The following is a 17,563-nucleotide window of genomic DNA, read 5'->3' as shown; positions in this document are numbered from 1 at the left end:
GCTAAACTTTGCTCAGCGCAGGGGAAAGCCTTGAGGAGAACGGCAACCCCGATAAGGCGCTTTGGGAGGAACATCATGAATTGTCTGAAGCGCAGAACGCTGTTCTGCCTGCTCTCCGGTGCTGCCCTGTCGGCGGTATCTTTCGGTGTTGCCAACGCGCAGGACCGCACGTCGGTGAAGATCGGTTATGCCGTTTCAAAAAGCGGCGCCAATGCCACAGGTGCTGGCATCACCACCATTCCAAACTACAAATTATGGGTGAAGGAGGTCAACGATGCCGGCGGCCTCACTTTGCCGGATGGCAAGCGTCTGCCGGTGGAAGTGGTCGAATATGACGACCGTTCCTCGGCCGAGGATGCGGTGCGGTTCACCGAGCGTCTGGCCAGCCAGGACAAGGTCGATTTTATTCTGCCGCCATGGGGCACCGGCTTCAATCTGGCCGTCGCACCGCTTTATGAGCGCTTCGGTTATCCGCAGCTTGCTGTTACCGGCGTGACCGACAAGGCGCCCGAATTTGCCGCGCGCTGGAAGAAGAGCTTCTGGATGCTGGGCGGCGGTCATGATTATGCCAATGCACTGGCCGACGTTTTGAAAGCCGCGCGCGAGGCCGGCCAGATCAATGACAAGGTCGCGGTGATTTCCGTGGCTGACGGTTTCGGCATCGATCTCATCAAGGCCGCGCGGCCGGCGCTGAAGGAAGCGGGTTTCACACTCGCCTACGACAAGACCTATCCGGTCGGCACCTCGGATTTCGCAGCGCTGGTCAACGAGGCGGCGGCGAGCGGTGCGGACAGCTTTATCGCCTTTTCCTATCCGCCCGACAGTTTCGCGGTGACGAAACAGGCGCAGACGGCCCGGTTTAACCCGAAGGTTCTTTATGTCGGCGTCGGCGGTGCTTTCCCGATCTTCCCGAAGGTCTCCGATGGCAAGCAGGAAGGCGTGATCAGCATCGGCGGCGTTGATGGCAGCAGCGACAGGATCGAGGATTATTTCAAGCGACACGAGGCCTTTATCGGCGCCAAGCCGGATAGCTGGGCAAGCGCCATCACCTATGCGAGCCTCGAAATGCTGGCCCAGTCCGTTCAACGCGTCGGCCTCGACAAGGCGGCGGTGGCAAATGAACTTTCGACGGGAAGCTTCGACACCGTCATCGGCCCGGTCAAGCTTGAGGACAACCAGCTTCGGCAGCTCTGGTGGGCGGGGCAATGGCAGGGTGACCGCTTTGTGGCGATTGCGCCGGCAGACCGTTCAGGCGCGGCAAAGCCGGTCATTCCGAAGCCGCAATGGTGAGCCTTTGCCGGCCGGGCCGTGAACCCCGGCCGGCAGGCTTCAGCCATCTTCCAGACTGGAGACATTCCCTTGTTTTTATCCACCCTCATCTTCGGCTTGATGCTGGGAGGGACCTATGCGCTGATCGCGCTTGGACTTTCGCTGCAATATGGCATCGCCCGCATCATGAACCTTGCTTATGGCGAAGTGCTGATTGCGGCTGCCTTCATCGCTTTCGTGCTGTTTTCCAGCTATGGCCTGTCGCCGCTCTGGTCGCTTTTCATCATCGTGCCGCTCGGTTACGCCCTGTCTTTCGTGATCTACCGGGTCATGATGCGGCCGCTGGTGCGCCGTTCGGGCGGCTCGGGCCGTCTGGAAGTCGATTCCATTCTGGCGACCTTCGGGCTGCTCTTCGTTATCCAGGGCATCATGCTTGTGGCGTTCGGCGGCAACTACCATTCCTATTCCTATCTTGCCGAAGGCGTCGATATCTTCGGCACGACCGTGGCGCTGAACCGGCTCTTGTCCTTCGGCCTGTCGGTCGCGATCGGTGGAGGGCTTTATCTGGCGCTCACCCACAGCCGCTGGGGTCTCAACCTGCGGGCGGTGGCGCTTGCGCCCAAATCCGCGCCGCTGGTTGGCATTGATGTGAACCGTGTGGCCTCGATCGGCTTTGCCCTTGGCGGCGCGCTCGCCGTGGCCGGCGGCGTGATGATCTCGATGTACCAGACCTTTTCCGCCTCTTATGGCGTGGTCTTCACCATGAAGGCGCTTGTTGTCGTCATCATGGGCGGTGTCGGCAATCTGCTGGGCGCGCTGGTGGCCGGCCTGCTGCTCGGTCTCGTGGAGACCTTCGTGCTCGTTTATGTCGATCCCGGCCTCACGCTTGCCGCCACCTATCTGCTCTTTCTCGTGGTGCTACTCTGGCGTCCGGAAGGCATCTTCGCAAGGAGGGGCAAATGATCCCGCTTCTCATCGGCCTTGCCGCAGCTGCGCTGCTGGCGCTTTCCCCCTTCTTTTTCGATGCCTATGGCGTCGGCGTCATCATCGGCCTTCTCGGTTATGCGACGCTCGCCTCCGCCTGGGCGATGTTTTCCGGCCCGACCCGTTATATTTCGCTCGCTACCGTCGCCTTCTTCGGTGTCGGGGCCTATACGGTCGCGGTGCTGAGCGAGGTTCTGCCCTGGCCACTGGTGCTCCTGTGCGCGGCCCTTGTCGGCGCGGCGCTGGCGCTTGTCGTCGGGCTTTCCACGCTGCGCGTCGCCGGCATTTATTTCGTGATCTTTTCCTTTGGTCTTGCCGAACTCATCCGCCAGCTCATCACCTGGTACGAGGTGAATGTGACGGGTACGCTTGGCCGCTACATCTTCCTGCCGCTGGAACCGCAGCATGTGCTCTGGCAATTGCTGGCGCTGGCTGTCATCACCCTTCTGCTGGCAATCCTGATCGATCGCAGCAAGCTCGGACTGGCGCTGAAGGCAATCGGCGACGACGAGGTCGTGGCCGCCCATGCGGGCATTAATCTTGCCCGCACCAAGCTGACGCTCTTCGTGCTTTCATCCACGATCATCACGCTTGTCGGCGCCATTCAGGCTCCGCGCTGGGTCTATATCGAGCCGGCCATCGTCTTTAATCCGCAGGTATCTTTCCTCACCGTCATCATGGCGCTGCTTGGCGGAGCCACGCGCCGCTGGGGACCCATTCTCGGTGCGGTGCCGCTGTTCCTGCTGTTCGAGTGGCTGGGCGCGAACTTCCCCAACCATTTTTCCATCATTCTCGGCGCTCTCTTCATCCTCATCGTCTTCGTGTTGCCGGATGGCGTGCTGGCGGCGCTGGAGAAATTGCGCAAAAAGGAGAAAGCCGCATGAGCGTCGTTCTCGAAATCACCGATATCCGCAAGACCTTCGGCGGGCTGAAGGCGGTGGATGGGCTTGGCCTCACCATCAAGGCCGGCGAGGTCGTCGGGCTGCTCGGGCCGAACGGTTCCGGCAAGACGACGCTGATGAACCTGATCTCCGGGGCGCTGAAGCCGACCGAAGGGTCGATACGGCTGAAAGGGCAGGAGATTGCCGGCCGGCGGCCGGATGTGATTGCGCGCGCCGGCGTGGCGCGCACCTTCCAGCTGGTGCGGCTTTTGCCGTCGCTTTCCCTGCTAGAAAACGTTGCCGTATCGGCGATGTTCGGGCCGCAACGACTGTCCCGTCTCGACGCGGAGAAGGTTGCGCGGGCCTGCCTCGAAAGAATAGGTCTTGCCGGGCGGGAGACGATGCCGGCCGGCGATCTCACCTATATCGACCAAAAACGCCTTGAACTGGCGCGTGCGCTGGCGGGCGAACCGAAGCTTCTGCTTCTCGACGAATGGCTCGCGGGGCTCAACCCCACGGAGCTGCAGGAAGGAATAGCGCTGATCCGGCGGCTGGCATCCGAGGGTACGACGATCCTGTTGGTGGAACATATCATGGCCGCCGTGCGCGCGCTCTGCCCGCGCTCGGTGGTCATGGCGGCCGGACGCAAGATCGCCGACGGGCCGACGGCCGTGGTGCTTGATGATCCGCAGGTCATTTCCGCCTATCTGGGAGCGGCACATGCTTGAAATAGACGCACTGACAATCCGCTACGGCAAACATCTCGCAGTTGACGGCATATCGCTCAATGTTGCCGAGGGCGAAACGGTGGTGCTGCTCGGCGCCAATGGCGCGGGCAAGTCATCACTGCTGAAAGCGGTCGGCGGCATGGTGGCTCCGGCCTCCGGCGAAGTGCGCGTCAACGGTGCGTCGCTTGCCGTTGTCCCCGCCCATCAGATTGTGGAACGGGGCGTGGCGCTGGTACCGGAGGGACGGGGAATTTTCGCGGCGCTGACGGTGGAGGATAATCTCCGTCTCGGAGCCAATCCCCGCCATGCCCGTTCAGCGGAAAAGACGACGCGCGAACATATTTTCTCGCTGTTTCCGCGACTTGCGGAGCGGCGGCAGCAGCTTGCCGGCACCATGTCCGGCGGCGAACAGCAGATGGTTGCCATCGGGCGGGCTTTGATGTCGGCCCCGGATTATCTGCTGCTGGACGAGCCGAGCCTTGGGCTTGCGCCCATCGTCACGCAGGAACTCTTTGCCGCCCTGGCGGAGATCAAGAAGAGCGGCCTTTCCATTCTGCTTGTGGAGCAGAATGTGCGCGAAAGCCTTGCGCTTGCCGACCGCGGTTATTTGCTGGAAGCAGGGCGGATCGTCGGGGCAGGCACGGCGCAAGCCCTGTCCGCCGATCCTGCCGTGCAACGGGCGTTTCTCGGCGGCACCACCGCCGCCATTGTCTGAATTCAGGAGGAAGACCATGCAGACTGTCAATCTTTTCATCGGCGGCGATCATTGCCCGGCCACGAGCGGCAAACGTTTCGAACGCAGCAACCCCATCACCGGCGATGTGGCGACCAGCGCAGCGGCGGCAACGGTAGAGGACGCCACGCGTGCGGCCGATGCCGCGGCGGCGGCTTTCCCGGTCTGGTCGGCAACGCCGCCCGGCGAACGCCGCCGCCTGCTTCTGGCTACCGCACAGGCGCTTCTCGCCGCCGGGCCTGATATTACCCAGGCGATGAAGGAAGAAATTGGCGCAACCGATGCCTGGGCCGGGTTCAACGTCAAACTGGCGAGCGACATGCTGGTCGAGGCGGCAAGCCTGACCACCCAGATCAAGGGCGAGGTCATCCCCTCCAACCGTCCGGGAACCATGGCGATGGCATTGCGCCAGCCGGCAGGTGTTGTCCTGTCCATGGCGCCGTGGAATGCGCCCGTCATTCTCGGCGTGCGCTCCATCGCCACGCCACTTGCCTGCGGCAATACGGTTGTTATGAAGACCTCGGAACTTTGCCCGCGCACCCATGCGCTGATCATCGAAGCCGTCGCTTCCGCCGGTCTGCCCAAGGGCGTGCTCAACGCCGTCTCCAATGCGCCGGAAGATGCGGCAAAGATCGTCGATACGCTGATCGCACACCCGGCCGTCAGGCGCGTGAACTTCACCGGCTCGACCCGCGTCGGCCGGGTGATTGCCGAAACGGCCGGCCGTTATCTGAAACCCGCTTTGCTGGAGCTTGGCGGCAAAGCGCCGTTCATCGTGCTTGATGACGCCGATATCGATGCGGCTGTCGCGGCTGCTGCCTTCGGCGCTTATATGAACCAGGGCCAGATCTGCATGTCGACGGAGCGCATCATCGTGCTCGACAGCGTTGCCGATAGATTTGTGGAGGCCTTTGCCAAAAAAGCTTCGAGCCTCACGGCCGGGGATCCGCGTCAGGGCAAAACACCGCTCGGCTCGCTGGTCAGCGCCGAAGCGACATCGCGCATCCGGGCGTTGGTGGATGATGCCGTTTCCAAGGGCGCGCGGCTGGTCGCGGGCGGCGGCGGCAACGGCACGATGGTGGATGCAATCGCCGTCGATGGCGTCACCCCCGCCATGCGGCTTTATGCCGAGGAAAGCTTCGGTCCCGTCGTCTCCATCATCAGAGCGGGCAGCATCGATGAGGCGGTGAGCATCGCCAACGAAACCGAGTTTGGCCTCTCCGCCGCGATCTTCGGCAGGGATCAGGCGCGGGCGCTTGCCATTGCTGCCCGGATTGAAAGCGGCATATGCCACATAAACGGCCCAACCGTTCACGATGAGGCGCAGATGCCCTTCGGCGGCGTCAAGGCCTCCGGTTACGGCCGCTTTGGCGGCACGGCGGGCATTGCCGAATTCACCGAGTTGCGCTGGGTCACCCTGCAGGACGGGCCGCTGCATTATCCGATCTGAACGGGAATCTTAACCGTTGGCGGGCGGCGTTATCGCCGCTCGTCGATCAGCCAGCCGGTCAGTTTCCTCACGGCACTGTCGCTGCTTTTCGGTCGCATCAGCCAGTAGCCGCGACCGGGTGCATCGAGGCTCGGGCCGGCCGTCACCAGCACGCCGGCCTCGAGCAACGGATCGACCAGCCCGGCCCAGCCGAGCGCGAAACCCTGTTCGCCGATGGTTGCCTGCACCACCATGGTGTAATTGTTGAAGCTGATATCGCCGCCATCGTGTTCGGCACCTCTCTGCACACCGAAATGCTTGAAATAGGCCGCCCAGTCGAACCAGTGCGCTTGCGAGGTGTTTTCGAGATGGATGAGCTTGCGTCGCGAAAAATCCGCGATGGTCGCGGGGGCGGGCGTTTCAGCCAGAAGGGCAGGTGAGCAGACCGGCGTCACCTTTTCCGAAAGCAGCAATACAGCCCCGTCGCCCGCTTCCTGCCGCGTACCGAAAATGATCATCACGTCGCTATCGTGTTTGCCTTGCGCCATCGGGTCCTGCGTGGCGACGATCTGGATGTTGATATCCGGGTTGAGGACGCGAAAACCATGCATGCGGGGAATGAGCCAGAGAGACGAAAAAGCATAGTCCGTGTGCAGGCGGATGGTCTGGCGTTCCTCCGTCCGGCGAAGCTGCTGCGCCAAAAGGTCGATGGCGTCGACATTGCGCGAAACGATCTCGAATAGCCTTTGTCCCTCGGCCGTCAGTTCGATGCCGCGATGTTTGCGGCGGATGAGCGCGACACCGAGTTCCTCCTCCAGCCGGCGAATCTGATAGCTGACGGCCGGCTGGGTCAGTCGCAGGGATGCCGCCGCCGCCGTCAGGCTGCCGCGGCGGGCGACCTCGGTAAAAATGCGCATCCATCCCAGATCGAGCGGTCGGTCTGACATTAAAATTCCTTATATCAGTCATCGAAAAATACCCGCTTCACAGGCAAAAGCAACGTGGTGTTCAATAAACTGGACTAATAAAAGGGGAGCCGCAATGAAAACCATTTCTCATCTGCATCGCATCGCCGCCGGTCTCATTCTGTCCGTGGCCGCCTTCTCCACCCCGCTTCAGGCTGCCGATGACGCGGCCTGCAAGACGATCCGCCTTAGCGATCCCGGCTGGACCGACATTACCGCCACCAATGGCGTCGCCTCCGTCCTGCTTGATGCGCTGGGCTATGAGGCCGACGTCAAGACGCTGTCGGTGCCGATCGGCTATCAGGCAATGAAAAACGGCGAGATCGACGTTTTCCTCGGCAACTGGATGCCGGCGCAGAAATCCTTCGTCGACGACCTGAACGCCGCCAAGGCGGCCGAGGTGATGACGAAGAACCTTGAAGGGGCAAAGTTCACGCTGGCGGTGCCGGCCTATATGGCGGAAAAGGGCGTCAAGGATTTTGCCGATCTTTCCAAACATGCCGACGAGTTCGAGAGCAAGATTTATGGCATCGAGCCCGGCGCACCGGCCAACCAGAATATCCAGAAGATCATCGACGCCAATGATTTCGGCCTCAAGGGCTGGCAGCTCGTCGAATCCGGCGAACAGGCCATGCTGGCGCAGGTGGAGCGGGCGGGCAGGGACAAGAAGGCGGTGGTCTTCCTCGCCTGGGCGCCACACCCGATGAACGAGAAGATCGATATCGCCTATCTCTCCGGCGGTGACGCCTATTTCGGCCCGAATTTCGGCGGCGCGGAAGTCTATACGCTCGCCCGCACCGGCTGGCCGCAGCAATGCCCGAATGCGGCGACGCTCTTCACGAACCTGAAGTTCGATATCGGCATGGAAAACACCCTGATGGGCTCGATTCTTGGCGGCGAGGATTCCAAAGCGGCGGCAGCGGCCTGGCTGAAATCCAATCCGAAAGCGCTGGATGGCTGGCTGCAGGGCGTCACCACGCTCGATGGCAAGCCGGGTGCGGATGCTGTCAAAGGCAAGCTTGGTCTCTAAGCCGGAAAGTCGAAATGCCGCGTCCCAATATCCTGATCCTGATGGCCGACCAGTTCAACGGGACGTTTTTTCCCGATGGTCCGGCTGATTTTCTCCACGCGCCACATCTGAAAACATTGGCGAAGCGGTCCGTCCGCTTCGCCAACACCTATACGGCAAGCCCGCTCTGCGCGCCGGCCCGCGCCTCCTTCATGTCCGGGCAATTGCCGAGCCGCACGCGGGTCTACGATAATGCCGCCGAATTCGCTTCCGATATCCCGACCTATGCCCATCATCTGCGGGCGGCGGGTTATTACACCGGCCTTTCCGGCAAGATGCATTTCGTCGGCCCGGACCAGATGCACGGTTTTGAGGAGCGCCTGACGACGGATATCTATCCGGCGGATTTCGGCTGGACACCCGACTATACCAAGCCCGGCGAGCGGATCGACTGGTGGTATCACAATCTTGGTTCGGTGACTGGCGCGGGTGTCGCCGAAATCACCAACCAGATGGAGTATGATGATGAGGTGGCCTATCACGCCACCCGCAAGCTTTACGATCTGTCGCGTCGTCTCGACGATCGGCCGTGGTGCCTGACGGTCAGCTTCACCCATCCGCACGACCCCTATGTGGCACGGCGCAAATTCTGGGATCTCTACGAGGATTGCCCGGCGCTCGACCCCGAGACGGAAGCGCTTTCCTTCGATGAGCACGACCCGCATTCGCAACGGCTGCTGGAAGCCTGCGACCATCGGGCTTTCGATATCTCGCCCGAAGAGATACGCCGGGCACGACGCGGTTATTTCGCCAATATCTCCTATATCGACGAAAAGGTCGGCGAAATCCTTGATGTGCTGAAGGCGACGCGGATGGAGGAGGACACGATCATTCTCTTCCTGTCCGACCATGGCGATATGCTGGGCGAGCGCGGTCTGTGGTTCAAGATGTGTTTCTTCGAGGGCTCCGCCCGCGTGCCGCTGATGATCGCCGCACCCGGTTGGCAGCCGGCTTTGATCGATGCCCCTGTCTCGACACTCGATGTCACACCGACGCTGTGTGGTCTGGCGGGTCTCGATATAACCTCGCTCAAACGCTGGACCGATGGCGAAGATCTGGCGTCACTGGCCGCGGGAACCGGCGGGCGCGGCCCGGTGCCGATGGAATATGCCGCTGAAGGCTCCATCACGCCGCTCGTCGCCATCCGTGACGGCCGCTACAAGCTCTCGGTCTGCGAGGCCGATCCGCCGCTGCTTTACGATCTTGAGGCTGATCCGGAAGAGCGCATCAATCTTGCCGGCGATCCCGCTCTCAGCGATGTGCTTTCATCGCTTTCCGCCGAGATTGACCGGCGTTGGCAATTGCCGGTGTTCGACGCCGCTGTTCGCGAAAGCCAGGCGCGGCGCTGGGTGGTCTACAAGGCGCTACGCAACGGCGCCTATTATCCGTGGGATTACCAGCCCCTGCAAAAGGCCTCGGAACGCTACATGCGCAACCATATGGACCTCAACGTGCTGGAGGAAAACCAGCGTTTTCCGCGCGGGGAATGACGCGGGCAGGGCGCCTCACGCGGCGGCGGTCACCTGGGGTGCACCGCCTGCCGCCTGTACTGCGAGGCTACCCGCCGTAATGCCGGCTTCGAGGCAATGTTGGTCGTCCTGCGCCTGAAGCCAAGCATCAAGAAAACCAGCATTAAAGGCATCGCCCGCGCCGGTCGTATCGACCACCGGAACCTTCTGAGCTGCACTATGGTGAAGCCCAGCGGCAGAAGATACCCATGCACCTTCCGCGCCGCCTTTGAGGGCGACGATCGGAAAAGCCTCCGCCAATGCCCTGATGGCCGCTTCCGGTTCCGAATGTCCCGTGATCGCTTCGGCCTCTTCAAGATTGGGCAAAAACACGTCGACGCCGGCACAGGCCTTGAGCAGGCCTTTGTCATAGATCAGCGCTGCATCCCAGCTCGGATCGAGCGAAACGGACAATCCGCTTGCCTTGGCGCGCGAGACCAGATCGGGCATCTCATGCAGAGTAGCGAATTCGGCGATGTGCAGATGCCGGGCCTTGTCCCATGCAAAGGCGGCATCCAGCGTCGAAGGCCGGGCGGCACCAGCGCGGCGCGTCAAAAATGCCCGGTCCTGACCGACCACTGTCGCTACCGTGACTTGCGGTCCTGCATCTGTTGCATGTTCTAGAAATTGCAGGTCCACGCCGCTTTGCGCCATTTTTTCACCGATATCACGCGAAAACGTATCGGTGCCGAGCCTTGCCAGCAGCGCAACCGAGCGGCCTATATGGGCAAAATGTGCCGCGGCAATGAAGGCTCCGCCGCCGGCGGCGATTTCCATGTCGCGGGCAAACAGTTCCCGGCCGAGCACGGGCAATTCATCGAGCCCGGTGAAAATGAGGTCGCAATAGATCCGGCCGACGCTGATGACGGCTGTTTTTTCTGTTGTCATCATGCGCGGCCCAGAAGCTTTTCCGTTTTGGCATCGAAAAGATAAAGCGAACCTGCTTCCGCCCTGCATTGCAACCGGCTGCCGACAACGGGAATGGATTTGCCTCTGGCCGTGGCAATCACCGAGGTCGCGTCGGTGTCCAGATGAACAAGCGTCTCTGGCCCGAGCGGCTCGACAGCCGTTACCGTTCCCTCAAGCGTAAACGTTCCCTGCGGGGCTTGGCTTTCTCCAACCAGCAGGTCATGCGGACGAACACCGACCAGAAGGTCACCCGTCGCGGAGGGGGCGACGCTGCTGGTTGTTCTTGAACCCCGCATGAGGTTCATCGAGGGGCTGCCGATGAAGCGGGCGGTGAAAATATCGACGGGTGTTTCGTAAAGTTCCGTCGGTGTGCCGACCTGCAGGATATGACCGTCCTTCATCACCACGATACGGTCAGCCATGGTCATGGCTTCCACCTGATCATGGGTGACGTAGACGGTTGTTGTCTTAAGACGCTGGTGCAAGCGTTTGATTTCAATGCGCATCTGCGAGCGCAACTGAGCGTCGAGATTGGATAGTGGTTCGTCGAACAGAAAGGCGGCGGGATCGCGGACCATGGCGCGGCCGATGGCGACACGCTGGCGCTGGCCGCCCGACAGGGCCGCGGGACGGCGGTCGAGCAGGGCCTCAAGCCCCAGCACCCGGCCGGCCTCTTCGATGCGCCGGTTCTTTTCCGTCTTGTCGAGTTTTGCGGTGTAAAGCCCGAAGCCGATATTCTGGCGAACCGTCATATGCGGGTAGATCGCATAGTTCTGGAAGACCATGGCGATGTTGCGCTGTTTCGGTTCCTTCTCGTTGACGATGTTTCCGGCGATCTTCAACGTGCCGTCGGAAATCTCTTCCAGCCCGGCGATCATGCGCAGCGTGGTGGATTTTCCGCAGCCGGAAGGACCGACAAAAACGACGAATTCGCCGTCTTCAATGGCCAGGTCTATGCCTTTGACCGCTTCGACCTTGCCGTAGCGCTTCACGAGTTGATTGAGTTCGATTGTCGCCATTATCGCGCTCCCGTCAGGGCGGTGAATTTCTCTGCCAGTTCGGCGGCCTTCGCCGCTTCGTGCTCGGCGGATCGCTGCGCTTCCGCTGCCAACTCACCAAGCTTGTCTCGATAGGCCGCAATGGCCTCCCGCATCGGCGCGGGGGCGGGGCCGCCGAAGCGGCTGCGAACGGCGACGAAATGTTCCGGCGAGACGATCTGCCTGAATTTTTCCTCGTCGATGCCGGTGTCGCGCCCTGTCAGTTCATGGAAGGCCTTGCGGAACGGCTGGTAGCCGTCATTCGGCAGATCGCCTTTCAGCGCGACAACGCTTTTGGCGACGGTCGCGGCAATTTCATGCGCCTGCCGGAACGACAGGTCTTCGATACGAACAAGCGAATCCGCCAGTTCCGTGATGGTGATGCAGGAACGGCGAATGTTCTGGTCGACCCTTTCAGGATCGATGCTGATCTGGCAAACGAGGCTGGCGAGAAGGTCGAGAACCCGGCCGGCGGAGGCGAAGGCTTCATAACCCATGCCCTGCGTCTCGCCTTCACTGTCATTCATGTCGGTGAAGGGCGTGTTATGCATCACATCCAGCATGGTCCGTGCCCGCCCGAATGTCTGGCTGGCGAGGTGGCGCAGATGTTCGATCGGCACCGGGTTGCGCTTCTGCGGCATGATTGAGGAAATCTGCACCAGCGAATTCGGCACGTAGATCTGGCCGACTTCGAAGCTCGTCCAGAACTGGAAATCCTGAATGAGCCTTCCGAGATGCAGGAACATCAGTTCGATCGCGCCATAGGTCGCTGTCGTATAATCCACGGCGGCGATGCAGGAATAGGAATTGCGCAGTGGCGCGGCAAAGCCGAGCAATTCGGCAACACGCGCCCGGTCGATGGGGAAGCCCGAGGTGGTGATGGCGGCGGCGCCCATCGGCGAAAGATCGACGATACGTCGCGCTTCGGCAAAACGCTCGATATCCCGGATCAGCACCTCGATGGCGGCGGAAAGGTAGTGGCCGAAGGTGGTGGGCTGGGCCGGCTGCCCATGCGTATAGGCCACAATCAGCGTGGATTGATTGCGCTCGGCGGCATCGATCAGCGCTTTTAAGAGAACGCGCGCCTTGGCGGTGAGCGTGTCGATCTTGTCCTTGAGGCCGATCTTGAACAAGGTGTGATCGATATCGTTGCGCGAACGCGCCGTGTGAAGGCGGCCGGCTACATCGACGCCGATGCGGGCTTTCAGCTCCTTCTCGATCAGGAAGAAGAAATCCTCCACTTCACCGGTATAAACAAGCTCCGATGTTTCGATGGTCCTGTCGATATCCTCAAGCGCGCCGGCGATCTTGGCTGCTGTTTCGGCATCGAGAATGCCGGTCTCGCGCAGCATGACCAGATGAGCGCGGTCTATGCGGCGGAAGCCGTCGACATGGTGGTTCTTGGCGCCGTCGAAAAGCGGGCGCAGCACGGTTTCCTTGTAAACGGGATCGGGAAACTTGCTGGTATCCGACTGGCGCGGGTTGATATCGGCCATGATATTATCCTTTCAGGCCCGCCAGCATCACACCGCGCACGATGTAGCGTTGCAGGACGATGAAGACGATGAGGGTGGGGATGGTCGCAATGGCTGCGCCCGTCATGATCATTTCCCACTGGATTTGCTGTTCTACCGCGAAGCTCGAAAGACCGACCGGCAGGGTGTAGAGTTCCTTGCTTGTCGTGACGATCAGCGGCCAGAAAAAGGCTGTCCAGTTGCCGAGGAAGGTGAAGATCGCGAGTGCGGAGAGCGCCGGCGTCACCAGTGGCAGGGCGACTTTCCACCAGATCTGGAATTCGTTCAGCCCATCGACGCGCGCCGCCTCGAGGAAATCGTTCGGAACCGTTTCGAAGAACTGCTTCATCAGGAAGGTGCCGAAGGCCGTCATCATGCCTGGGAACATGATGCCCCAGTAGCTGTCGAGCCAGCCCAGCTGGCTGGACATCAGATACCACGGGATGACCAGCATTTCCGTCGGTATCATCAGCGTGGAAAGAATGGCGAGGAAGATGAAGTAGCGCCCGCGAAACTCGAATTTCGCCAGGGTATAACCGACCAGACTGTCGAAAAAGCAGTTGGAGACGGTGACGAGAACCGCAACCAGTGTCGAGTTGAAGAACCAGCGCAGGAAACGGCCATCGGCCATCACGGTCATGTAGTTCGCAATTGTCGGTGCCGCGGGAATGAGCCTGAGATCATAGACCTGATCCGCCGTCTTGAACGAGGTCGCGAACATGAACAGCAGCGGCGAAACCATGATCAGGCCGCCAATGAACAGCAGCGTCCAGGCGACGATGCGGCCGGGGCGGATGCGGGCGTGGGAGAGTGGCAAGGCTTCGCTCATTTCTTTTCCCTCAGCACCCAGAGCTGGACCAGCGACACGACAAGAAGAATGGTGAACAGGACGACCGTCTGCGCAGCGGCATAACCCATCGCATAGGAATTGAATGCGGTCTGGTAGATCATCAGCACCAGCGGTTTGGTGGAGCCGAGCGGCCCGCCCGGATCATTGGTGGTCATGTTATAGACCTGGTCGAAAATCCGCAGGAAACCGATCGAGGAAAACACCACGAGGAAAACGGTGGTAGGCTTCAGGAGCGGAAGCGTGATCTTGCGCAGGATTGCCCATTCACCCAGCCCGTCGATGCGGGCGGCTTCGTAGAATGTTGTTGGAATGGCGCGCAGGCCGGCCATGAAGATGATGATCTGGAAGCCGAGCCCCGCCCAGATGGCGGTTACCATGACGGAATAAAGCGCCTGATCGGTGGATCGGATAAATGGCTGCTGGGGAATGCCGATCATGCCGAGCACGTCGTTGATGATGCCGATGGGCGGCGGCTGATAAAACCAGCGCCAGACCCAGGCCATGGCGGCGGCCGTCGTCAGATAGGGCAGGAAATAAAGCGCGCGGATGAACCCGTGCAGAATGCGCACCCGGTCGAGATAAAAGGCGATGACGAAAGCCAGCACGAGGCTGATCGGCGTGCCGACGATGAGATAGGTGAAGGTGTTCTTGAACACCTTCCAGAATTGCGGGTCCTTGAACAGCTTGACGTAATTGGCGATGCCGATGAATTTTGCCGGCCGCAGCAGGTCCCAGTTGGTGAAGGACAGATAGAAGGCCTGCAACGTCGGGTAAAACCGGATGACGCTGTAAAACAAGATCGGGATCGCCAGAAAGCTCCAGATCCACAAAAGCCGTTTCGTGCGCATGGAAAGGCGATCTCCGAAGGAGCCGCCGGGGCGGCCGGATACCGCCCCCTGTTGATCTATCGCTGTCATGTCTGAACCTGCGGTTTTCAGGGTTTCGCCGCGTTGATGATTTCCTGCTCGGCTTCAGCTGCCTGTTTGACGGAATCTTCGACCGACTGACCTTCGAGCAGGACCCGGTTGGTCATATCGATGGCGTTCTGCCGCTGGGCAGCCTCATCCATGAACAGCGTTGTATGGGCATATTCTAGACCCTTCAGGAACGGTGCGTAGATCGGGTCCTTCAGGTTTTCTTCGGTCAGCGCTGCAGAACGCCGCGCCGGCAGTTCGCCCACCGTCTTCAGCCAGATCGCCATGGCCTCTGGCGAAGAGATATAGGCGAGGAATTTCTTGGAGGCCTCAAGCTCTTCACCCGTCGTCTTGGCGCTGATGCCGTTGGCGAAATAGCTCGCATAGTTGGAGCGGATGTTCTTGTCATTGGTGGGAAGCTCGGTCACGCCCCACTCAAAATCCTTGATGGTGCGGAACGAGCCCAGCCGGAAGGTGCCGTCGATGGTCATGCCAGCCTTGCCGGCGCGGAAGGCGGCCTGGCCTTCATCCATGAAGCCGACCTGACCGATCTTCTTTTCAAGCTGCAGGCTGGTGTAAAATTTCAGGGCCTGAATACCCGGCTCGCTATTATAGGTCACTTTCTGGTCGTTGTCGGCATAGGGTTCGCCACCATATTGGCGAATGAGGACTTCACGCCACCACTGGTGGTCCTGGCCGCCCATGTCGAGCGTGGAACCTGCAACTGTCAGATTTCCGGCGGCGTCGTGTTTGGCGATCTTTTCCGCCGCAGCGACGAATTCATCAAGCGTCTTCGGCGGATTGGCGGCGTCCAGACCGGCCTCGGTGAAGAGCTTCTTGTTGTAGAACAGCGCCAGCGAGCGAACCGCCGTCGGCAGGCCGTAATAATCGTCGCCGCGCTTCATCGCGCTGACGATCGGGAAGAATTCGCTTTCGATCTTGTCATGCGGGAAGGCATCTTTAGGCAGCGGCTGCAGGATGCCGCCGGCCGCGAACTTGTCCAGCCAGCCGTAGAACAGCTGCATCACGTCAGGGCCTTTGCCGGAAAGATTGGCGGCGATGACGCGCGTCTGGTAATCGGCGTATGGAAAGGTCACCTGCTTGACGGTGATGTCAGGATTGGCCTTCTGGAATTCCGCGATCAGCTCATCCATGGCCTTTACGCGTGTGTCGAAGACATATTGCCAATATTCGATTTCAACCGCCTGCGCGGCGTTGAATGCAAATGTGCTGAAACCGGCGACCAAGCCGGCGAACAGAGTTGCCCTGCGCATGTAACCCTCCATTTCCTCCGTCCGGTCTTCCGGATGCGGAGTGATCGTTCCCTTTATCCGCGCTTTCGCGCGCGCTCATTGACTCGGCCGGTAACGGGAATTTCCGTATCCCACCCCATACGAGCCTGACCCCCGGTCGTTCTCTACGGTTCTCCGAACACGGGCATTTGTCAATAAGATAATTTACTTGAATTATTGTATTGCGCTTATCGTCATTTGGACGCTATGAATTTTCTAAGGGACGGGGAAATTGAAGAGATGACGGTGCACACGGTAGATACCTATCCCGTAGCAATCGGAAAAAATCCTGAGCGCAGCCGCGAGCACAACAGGCGAGTCGTCCTCGACCTTGTGCGCCGGCACGGCTCGCTCGGCCGCGCCCAGATCGCCAAGATCACCCATCTGACAGCCCAGGCAGTCGCCAATATCGTCGATGAGCTGGTGGGTGAGGAGTTGCTGAAGGAACTCGGCCGCCGTCGCACCGGCAGGGGCCAGCCGCCGATCCAGTTCGCTGTCAATCCCGATGGCGGCGCGACGATCGGCGTAGAAATCGCGGCTGACCACATGGTCACCGTCGGCCTCGATCTGGCGGGAGTGCTGCGCACCCATCGCGTCACGCCGCTCAGGGACACAACGCCGGAGGCCATATTCAAGACCTTTGCGGCCGAGCATGCGACGGTCGCGAAAAATCTCGGATGTAGACTGCTCGGCACCGGCGTCGTCATGCCGGGGCCTTTTGAGATCGATGGCATGACATCGGTGGGGCCAACGACCCTTTCCGGCTGGGGCGGCATCGATGCCCGCCAGATGCTGAGCGATGCCTGCGGCCAGCCGGTGGTGGTGGAAAATGACGCGACAGCCGCGGCTGTCGGGGAGCGCCTGTTCGGCGCGGGGCTGGCGATCCCCAATTTCTGCATGATCTATTTCGGCGTCGGTATCGGTCTTGGCATCATTCAGGATGGTGCGCCCTATCGCGGCGCGTTCGGAAATGCCGGCGAAATCGGCCATGTCACCGTTTCACCAAAGGGCAGGCTTTGCCCCTCCTGCGGGCAGAGAGGGTGTCTCGAAGCTTATGCCTCGGCTTACGTGCTGAAGGAAAAACTTGGGCGCGCCGGTGTTGCCGATACGGAACTTGACGATCTCGACGCCCTGTTCAAGGCAGGCCATCCTGTGGTGATGGAGTGGATCGACGAGGCCGCGGCCCATCTGGCGCCCATGGTTGCGATGCTGGAAAACATTCTCGATCCGCAGACGGTCATTCTCGGCGGTGCGTTGCCCGAAGCCATCATCAGCGAGATCATTGCGCAGATGGGGCATCTGCCGACCTCGGTCGCGAGCCGGCGGCAAAGGGAGTTGCCGCGCGTCATGCACGGCAAATCCGGACAGCTGACGGCAGCACTCGGCGCTGCCGCCCTGCCGCTGTTCGACATCGTCACACCAAAACTCGAGACGTCCTCGGGTGCCGCAACGCAGGTGCCCGGCTGAATATTGGAGGAGAC

Annotated in this window: 16 protein-coding genes; 9 read left to right on the top strand and 7 right to left on the bottom strand. The window is 60.7% G+C overall.

Annotation, left to right across the window (positions count from 1 at the left end):
- Positions 1–75: 75 nt before the first annotated feature.
- The 6 genes from O8B93_RS07490 (at position 76) to O8B93_RS07465 (ending at position 6,045) form a co-directional block, all read left to right on the top strand.
- Positions 76–1,290, top strand: a complete 1,215-nt coding sequence (locus tag O8B93_RS07490) for an amino acid ABC transporter substrate-binding protein (RefSeq protein WP_269709211.1) — start codon at positions 76–78, stop codon at positions 1,288–1,290.
- A 69-nt stretch (positions 1,291–1,359) separates the two neighbouring features.
- Complete coding sequence (locus tag O8B93_RS07485; protein WP_269709210.1) at positions 1,360–2,232, top strand: branched-chain amino acid ABC transporter permease; 873 nt, start codon at positions 1,360–1,362, stop codon at positions 2,230–2,232.
- Entirely contained in the window at positions 2,229–3,137 is a 909-nt protein-coding gene (locus O8B93_RS07480) for a branched-chain amino acid ABC transporter permease (protein ID WP_269709209.1), read from the top strand. Before O8B93_RS07485 ends, O8B93_RS07480 begins: the two co-directional genes overlap by 4 nt.
- Positions 3,134–3,862, top strand: a complete 729-nt coding sequence (locus tag O8B93_RS07475) for an ABC transporter ATP-binding protein (protein ID WP_269709208.1) — start codon at positions 3,134–3,136, stop codon at positions 3,860–3,862. The genes O8B93_RS07480 and O8B93_RS07475 overlap by 4 nt, the downstream gene beginning before the upstream one ends.
- Complete coding sequence (locus O8B93_RS07470) at positions 3,855–4,577, top strand: ABC transporter ATP-binding protein (protein WP_269709207.1); 723 nt, start codon at positions 3,855–3,857, stop codon at positions 4,575–4,577. Before O8B93_RS07475 ends, O8B93_RS07470 begins: the two co-directional genes overlap by 8 nt.
- A 16-nt stretch (positions 4,578–4,593) precedes the next feature.
- A complete protein-coding gene (locus O8B93_RS07465) occupies positions 4,594–6,045 on the top strand; it encodes an aldehyde dehydrogenase (protein ID WP_269709206.1) in 1,452 nt (483 codons plus the stop codon).
- 29 nt (positions 6,046–6,074) lie between these two features.
- On the opposite strand, the gene O8B93_RS07460 is transcribed toward O8B93_RS07465, so the two are convergent.
- A complete protein-coding gene (locus O8B93_RS07460; RefSeq protein WP_269709205.1) occupies positions 6,075–6,971 on the bottom strand; it encodes a choline sulfate utilization transcriptional regulator in 897 nt (298 codons plus the stop codon).
- 94 nt (positions 6,972–7,065) lie between these two features.
- Between O8B93_RS07460 and O8B93_RS07455 the strand changes: the two genes are divergently transcribed.
- Together O8B93_RS07455 and betC are read left to right on the top strand one after the other, a co-directional pair.
- Positions 7,066–8,019, top strand: coding sequence for a choline ABC transporter substrate-binding protein (locus O8B93_RS07455; RefSeq protein ID WP_269709204.1), 954 nt, complete (start codon positions 7,066–7,068; stop codon positions 8,017–8,019).
- A 14-nt stretch (positions 8,020–8,033) separates the two neighbouring features.
- Complete coding sequence (gene betC / locus O8B93_RS07450) at positions 8,034–9,548, top strand: choline-sulfatase (RefSeq protein ID WP_269709203.1); 1,515 nt, start codon at positions 8,034–8,036, stop codon at positions 9,546–9,548.
- A gap of 15 nt (positions 9,549–9,563) precedes the next feature.
- On the opposite strand, the gene O8B93_RS07445 is transcribed toward betC, so the two are convergent.
- From O8B93_RS07445 to O8B93_RS07420, 6 genes are read right to left on the bottom strand one after another with little or no spacing between them, the layout of a single operon-like run.
- On the bottom strand, positions 9,564–10,457 hold the full coding sequence (locus O8B93_RS07445; RefSeq protein ID WP_269709202.1) for a carbohydrate kinase family protein: 894 nt from the start codon (positions 10,455–10,457) through the stop codon (positions 9,564–9,566).
- The gene (locus tag O8B93_RS07440; RefSeq protein WP_269709201.1) at positions 10,454–11,494 is read right to left on the bottom strand and encodes an ABC transporter ATP-binding protein; all 1,041 of its coding nucleotides are present in this window, start codon (positions 11,492–11,494) and stop codon (positions 10,454–10,456) included. Before O8B93_RS07440 ends, O8B93_RS07445 begins: the two co-directional genes overlap by 4 nt.
- Positions 11,494–13,008, bottom strand: a complete 1,515-nt coding sequence (argH, locus tag O8B93_RS07435; protein WP_269709200.1) for an argininosuccinate lyase — start codon at positions 13,006–13,008, stop codon at positions 11,494–11,496. The genes O8B93_RS07440 and argH overlap by 1 nt, the downstream gene beginning before the upstream one ends.
- Before the next feature lie 4 nt (positions 13,009–13,012).
- A complete protein-coding gene (locus O8B93_RS07430) occupies positions 13,013–13,855 on the bottom strand; it encodes a carbohydrate ABC transporter permease (protein WP_006312430.1) in 843 nt (280 codons plus the stop codon).
- Positions 13,852–14,793 carry a carbohydrate ABC transporter permease gene (locus O8B93_RS07425; protein ID WP_269709199.1) on the bottom strand — a complete coding sequence of 314 codons (942 nt, stop codon included), beginning with the start codon at positions 14,791–14,793 and terminating at the stop codon, positions 13,852–13,854. Before O8B93_RS07425 ends, O8B93_RS07430 begins: the two co-directional genes overlap by 4 nt.
- Positions 14,794–14,810: 17 nt before the next feature.
- Positions 14,811–16,076, bottom strand: a complete 1,266-nt coding sequence (locus O8B93_RS07420; RefSeq protein ID WP_269709198.1) for an extracellular solute-binding protein — start codon at positions 16,074–16,076, stop codon at positions 14,811–14,813.
- A 246-nt stretch (positions 16,077–16,322) separates the two neighbouring features.
- On the opposite strand from O8B93_RS07420, the gene O8B93_RS07415 reads away from it, so the two are divergent.
- Positions 16,323–17,549 carry an ROK family transcriptional regulator gene (locus O8B93_RS07415; RefSeq protein WP_269709197.1) on the top strand — a complete coding sequence of 409 codons (1,227 nt, stop codon included), beginning with the start codon at positions 16,323–16,325 and terminating at the stop codon, positions 17,547–17,549.
- Positions 17,550–17,563: the final 14 nt, after the last annotated feature.

Source organism: Martinezella rhizogenes, from assembly GCF_027460065.1.
Classification (GTDB): Bacteria; Pseudomonadota; Alphaproteobacteria; order Rhizobiales; family Rhizobiaceae; genus Agrobacterium; species Agrobacterium rhizogenes_C.
The sequence above is the reverse complement of the archived record's forward strand: the minus strand, read 5'-3'. Positions and strand labels throughout refer to the sequence as shown.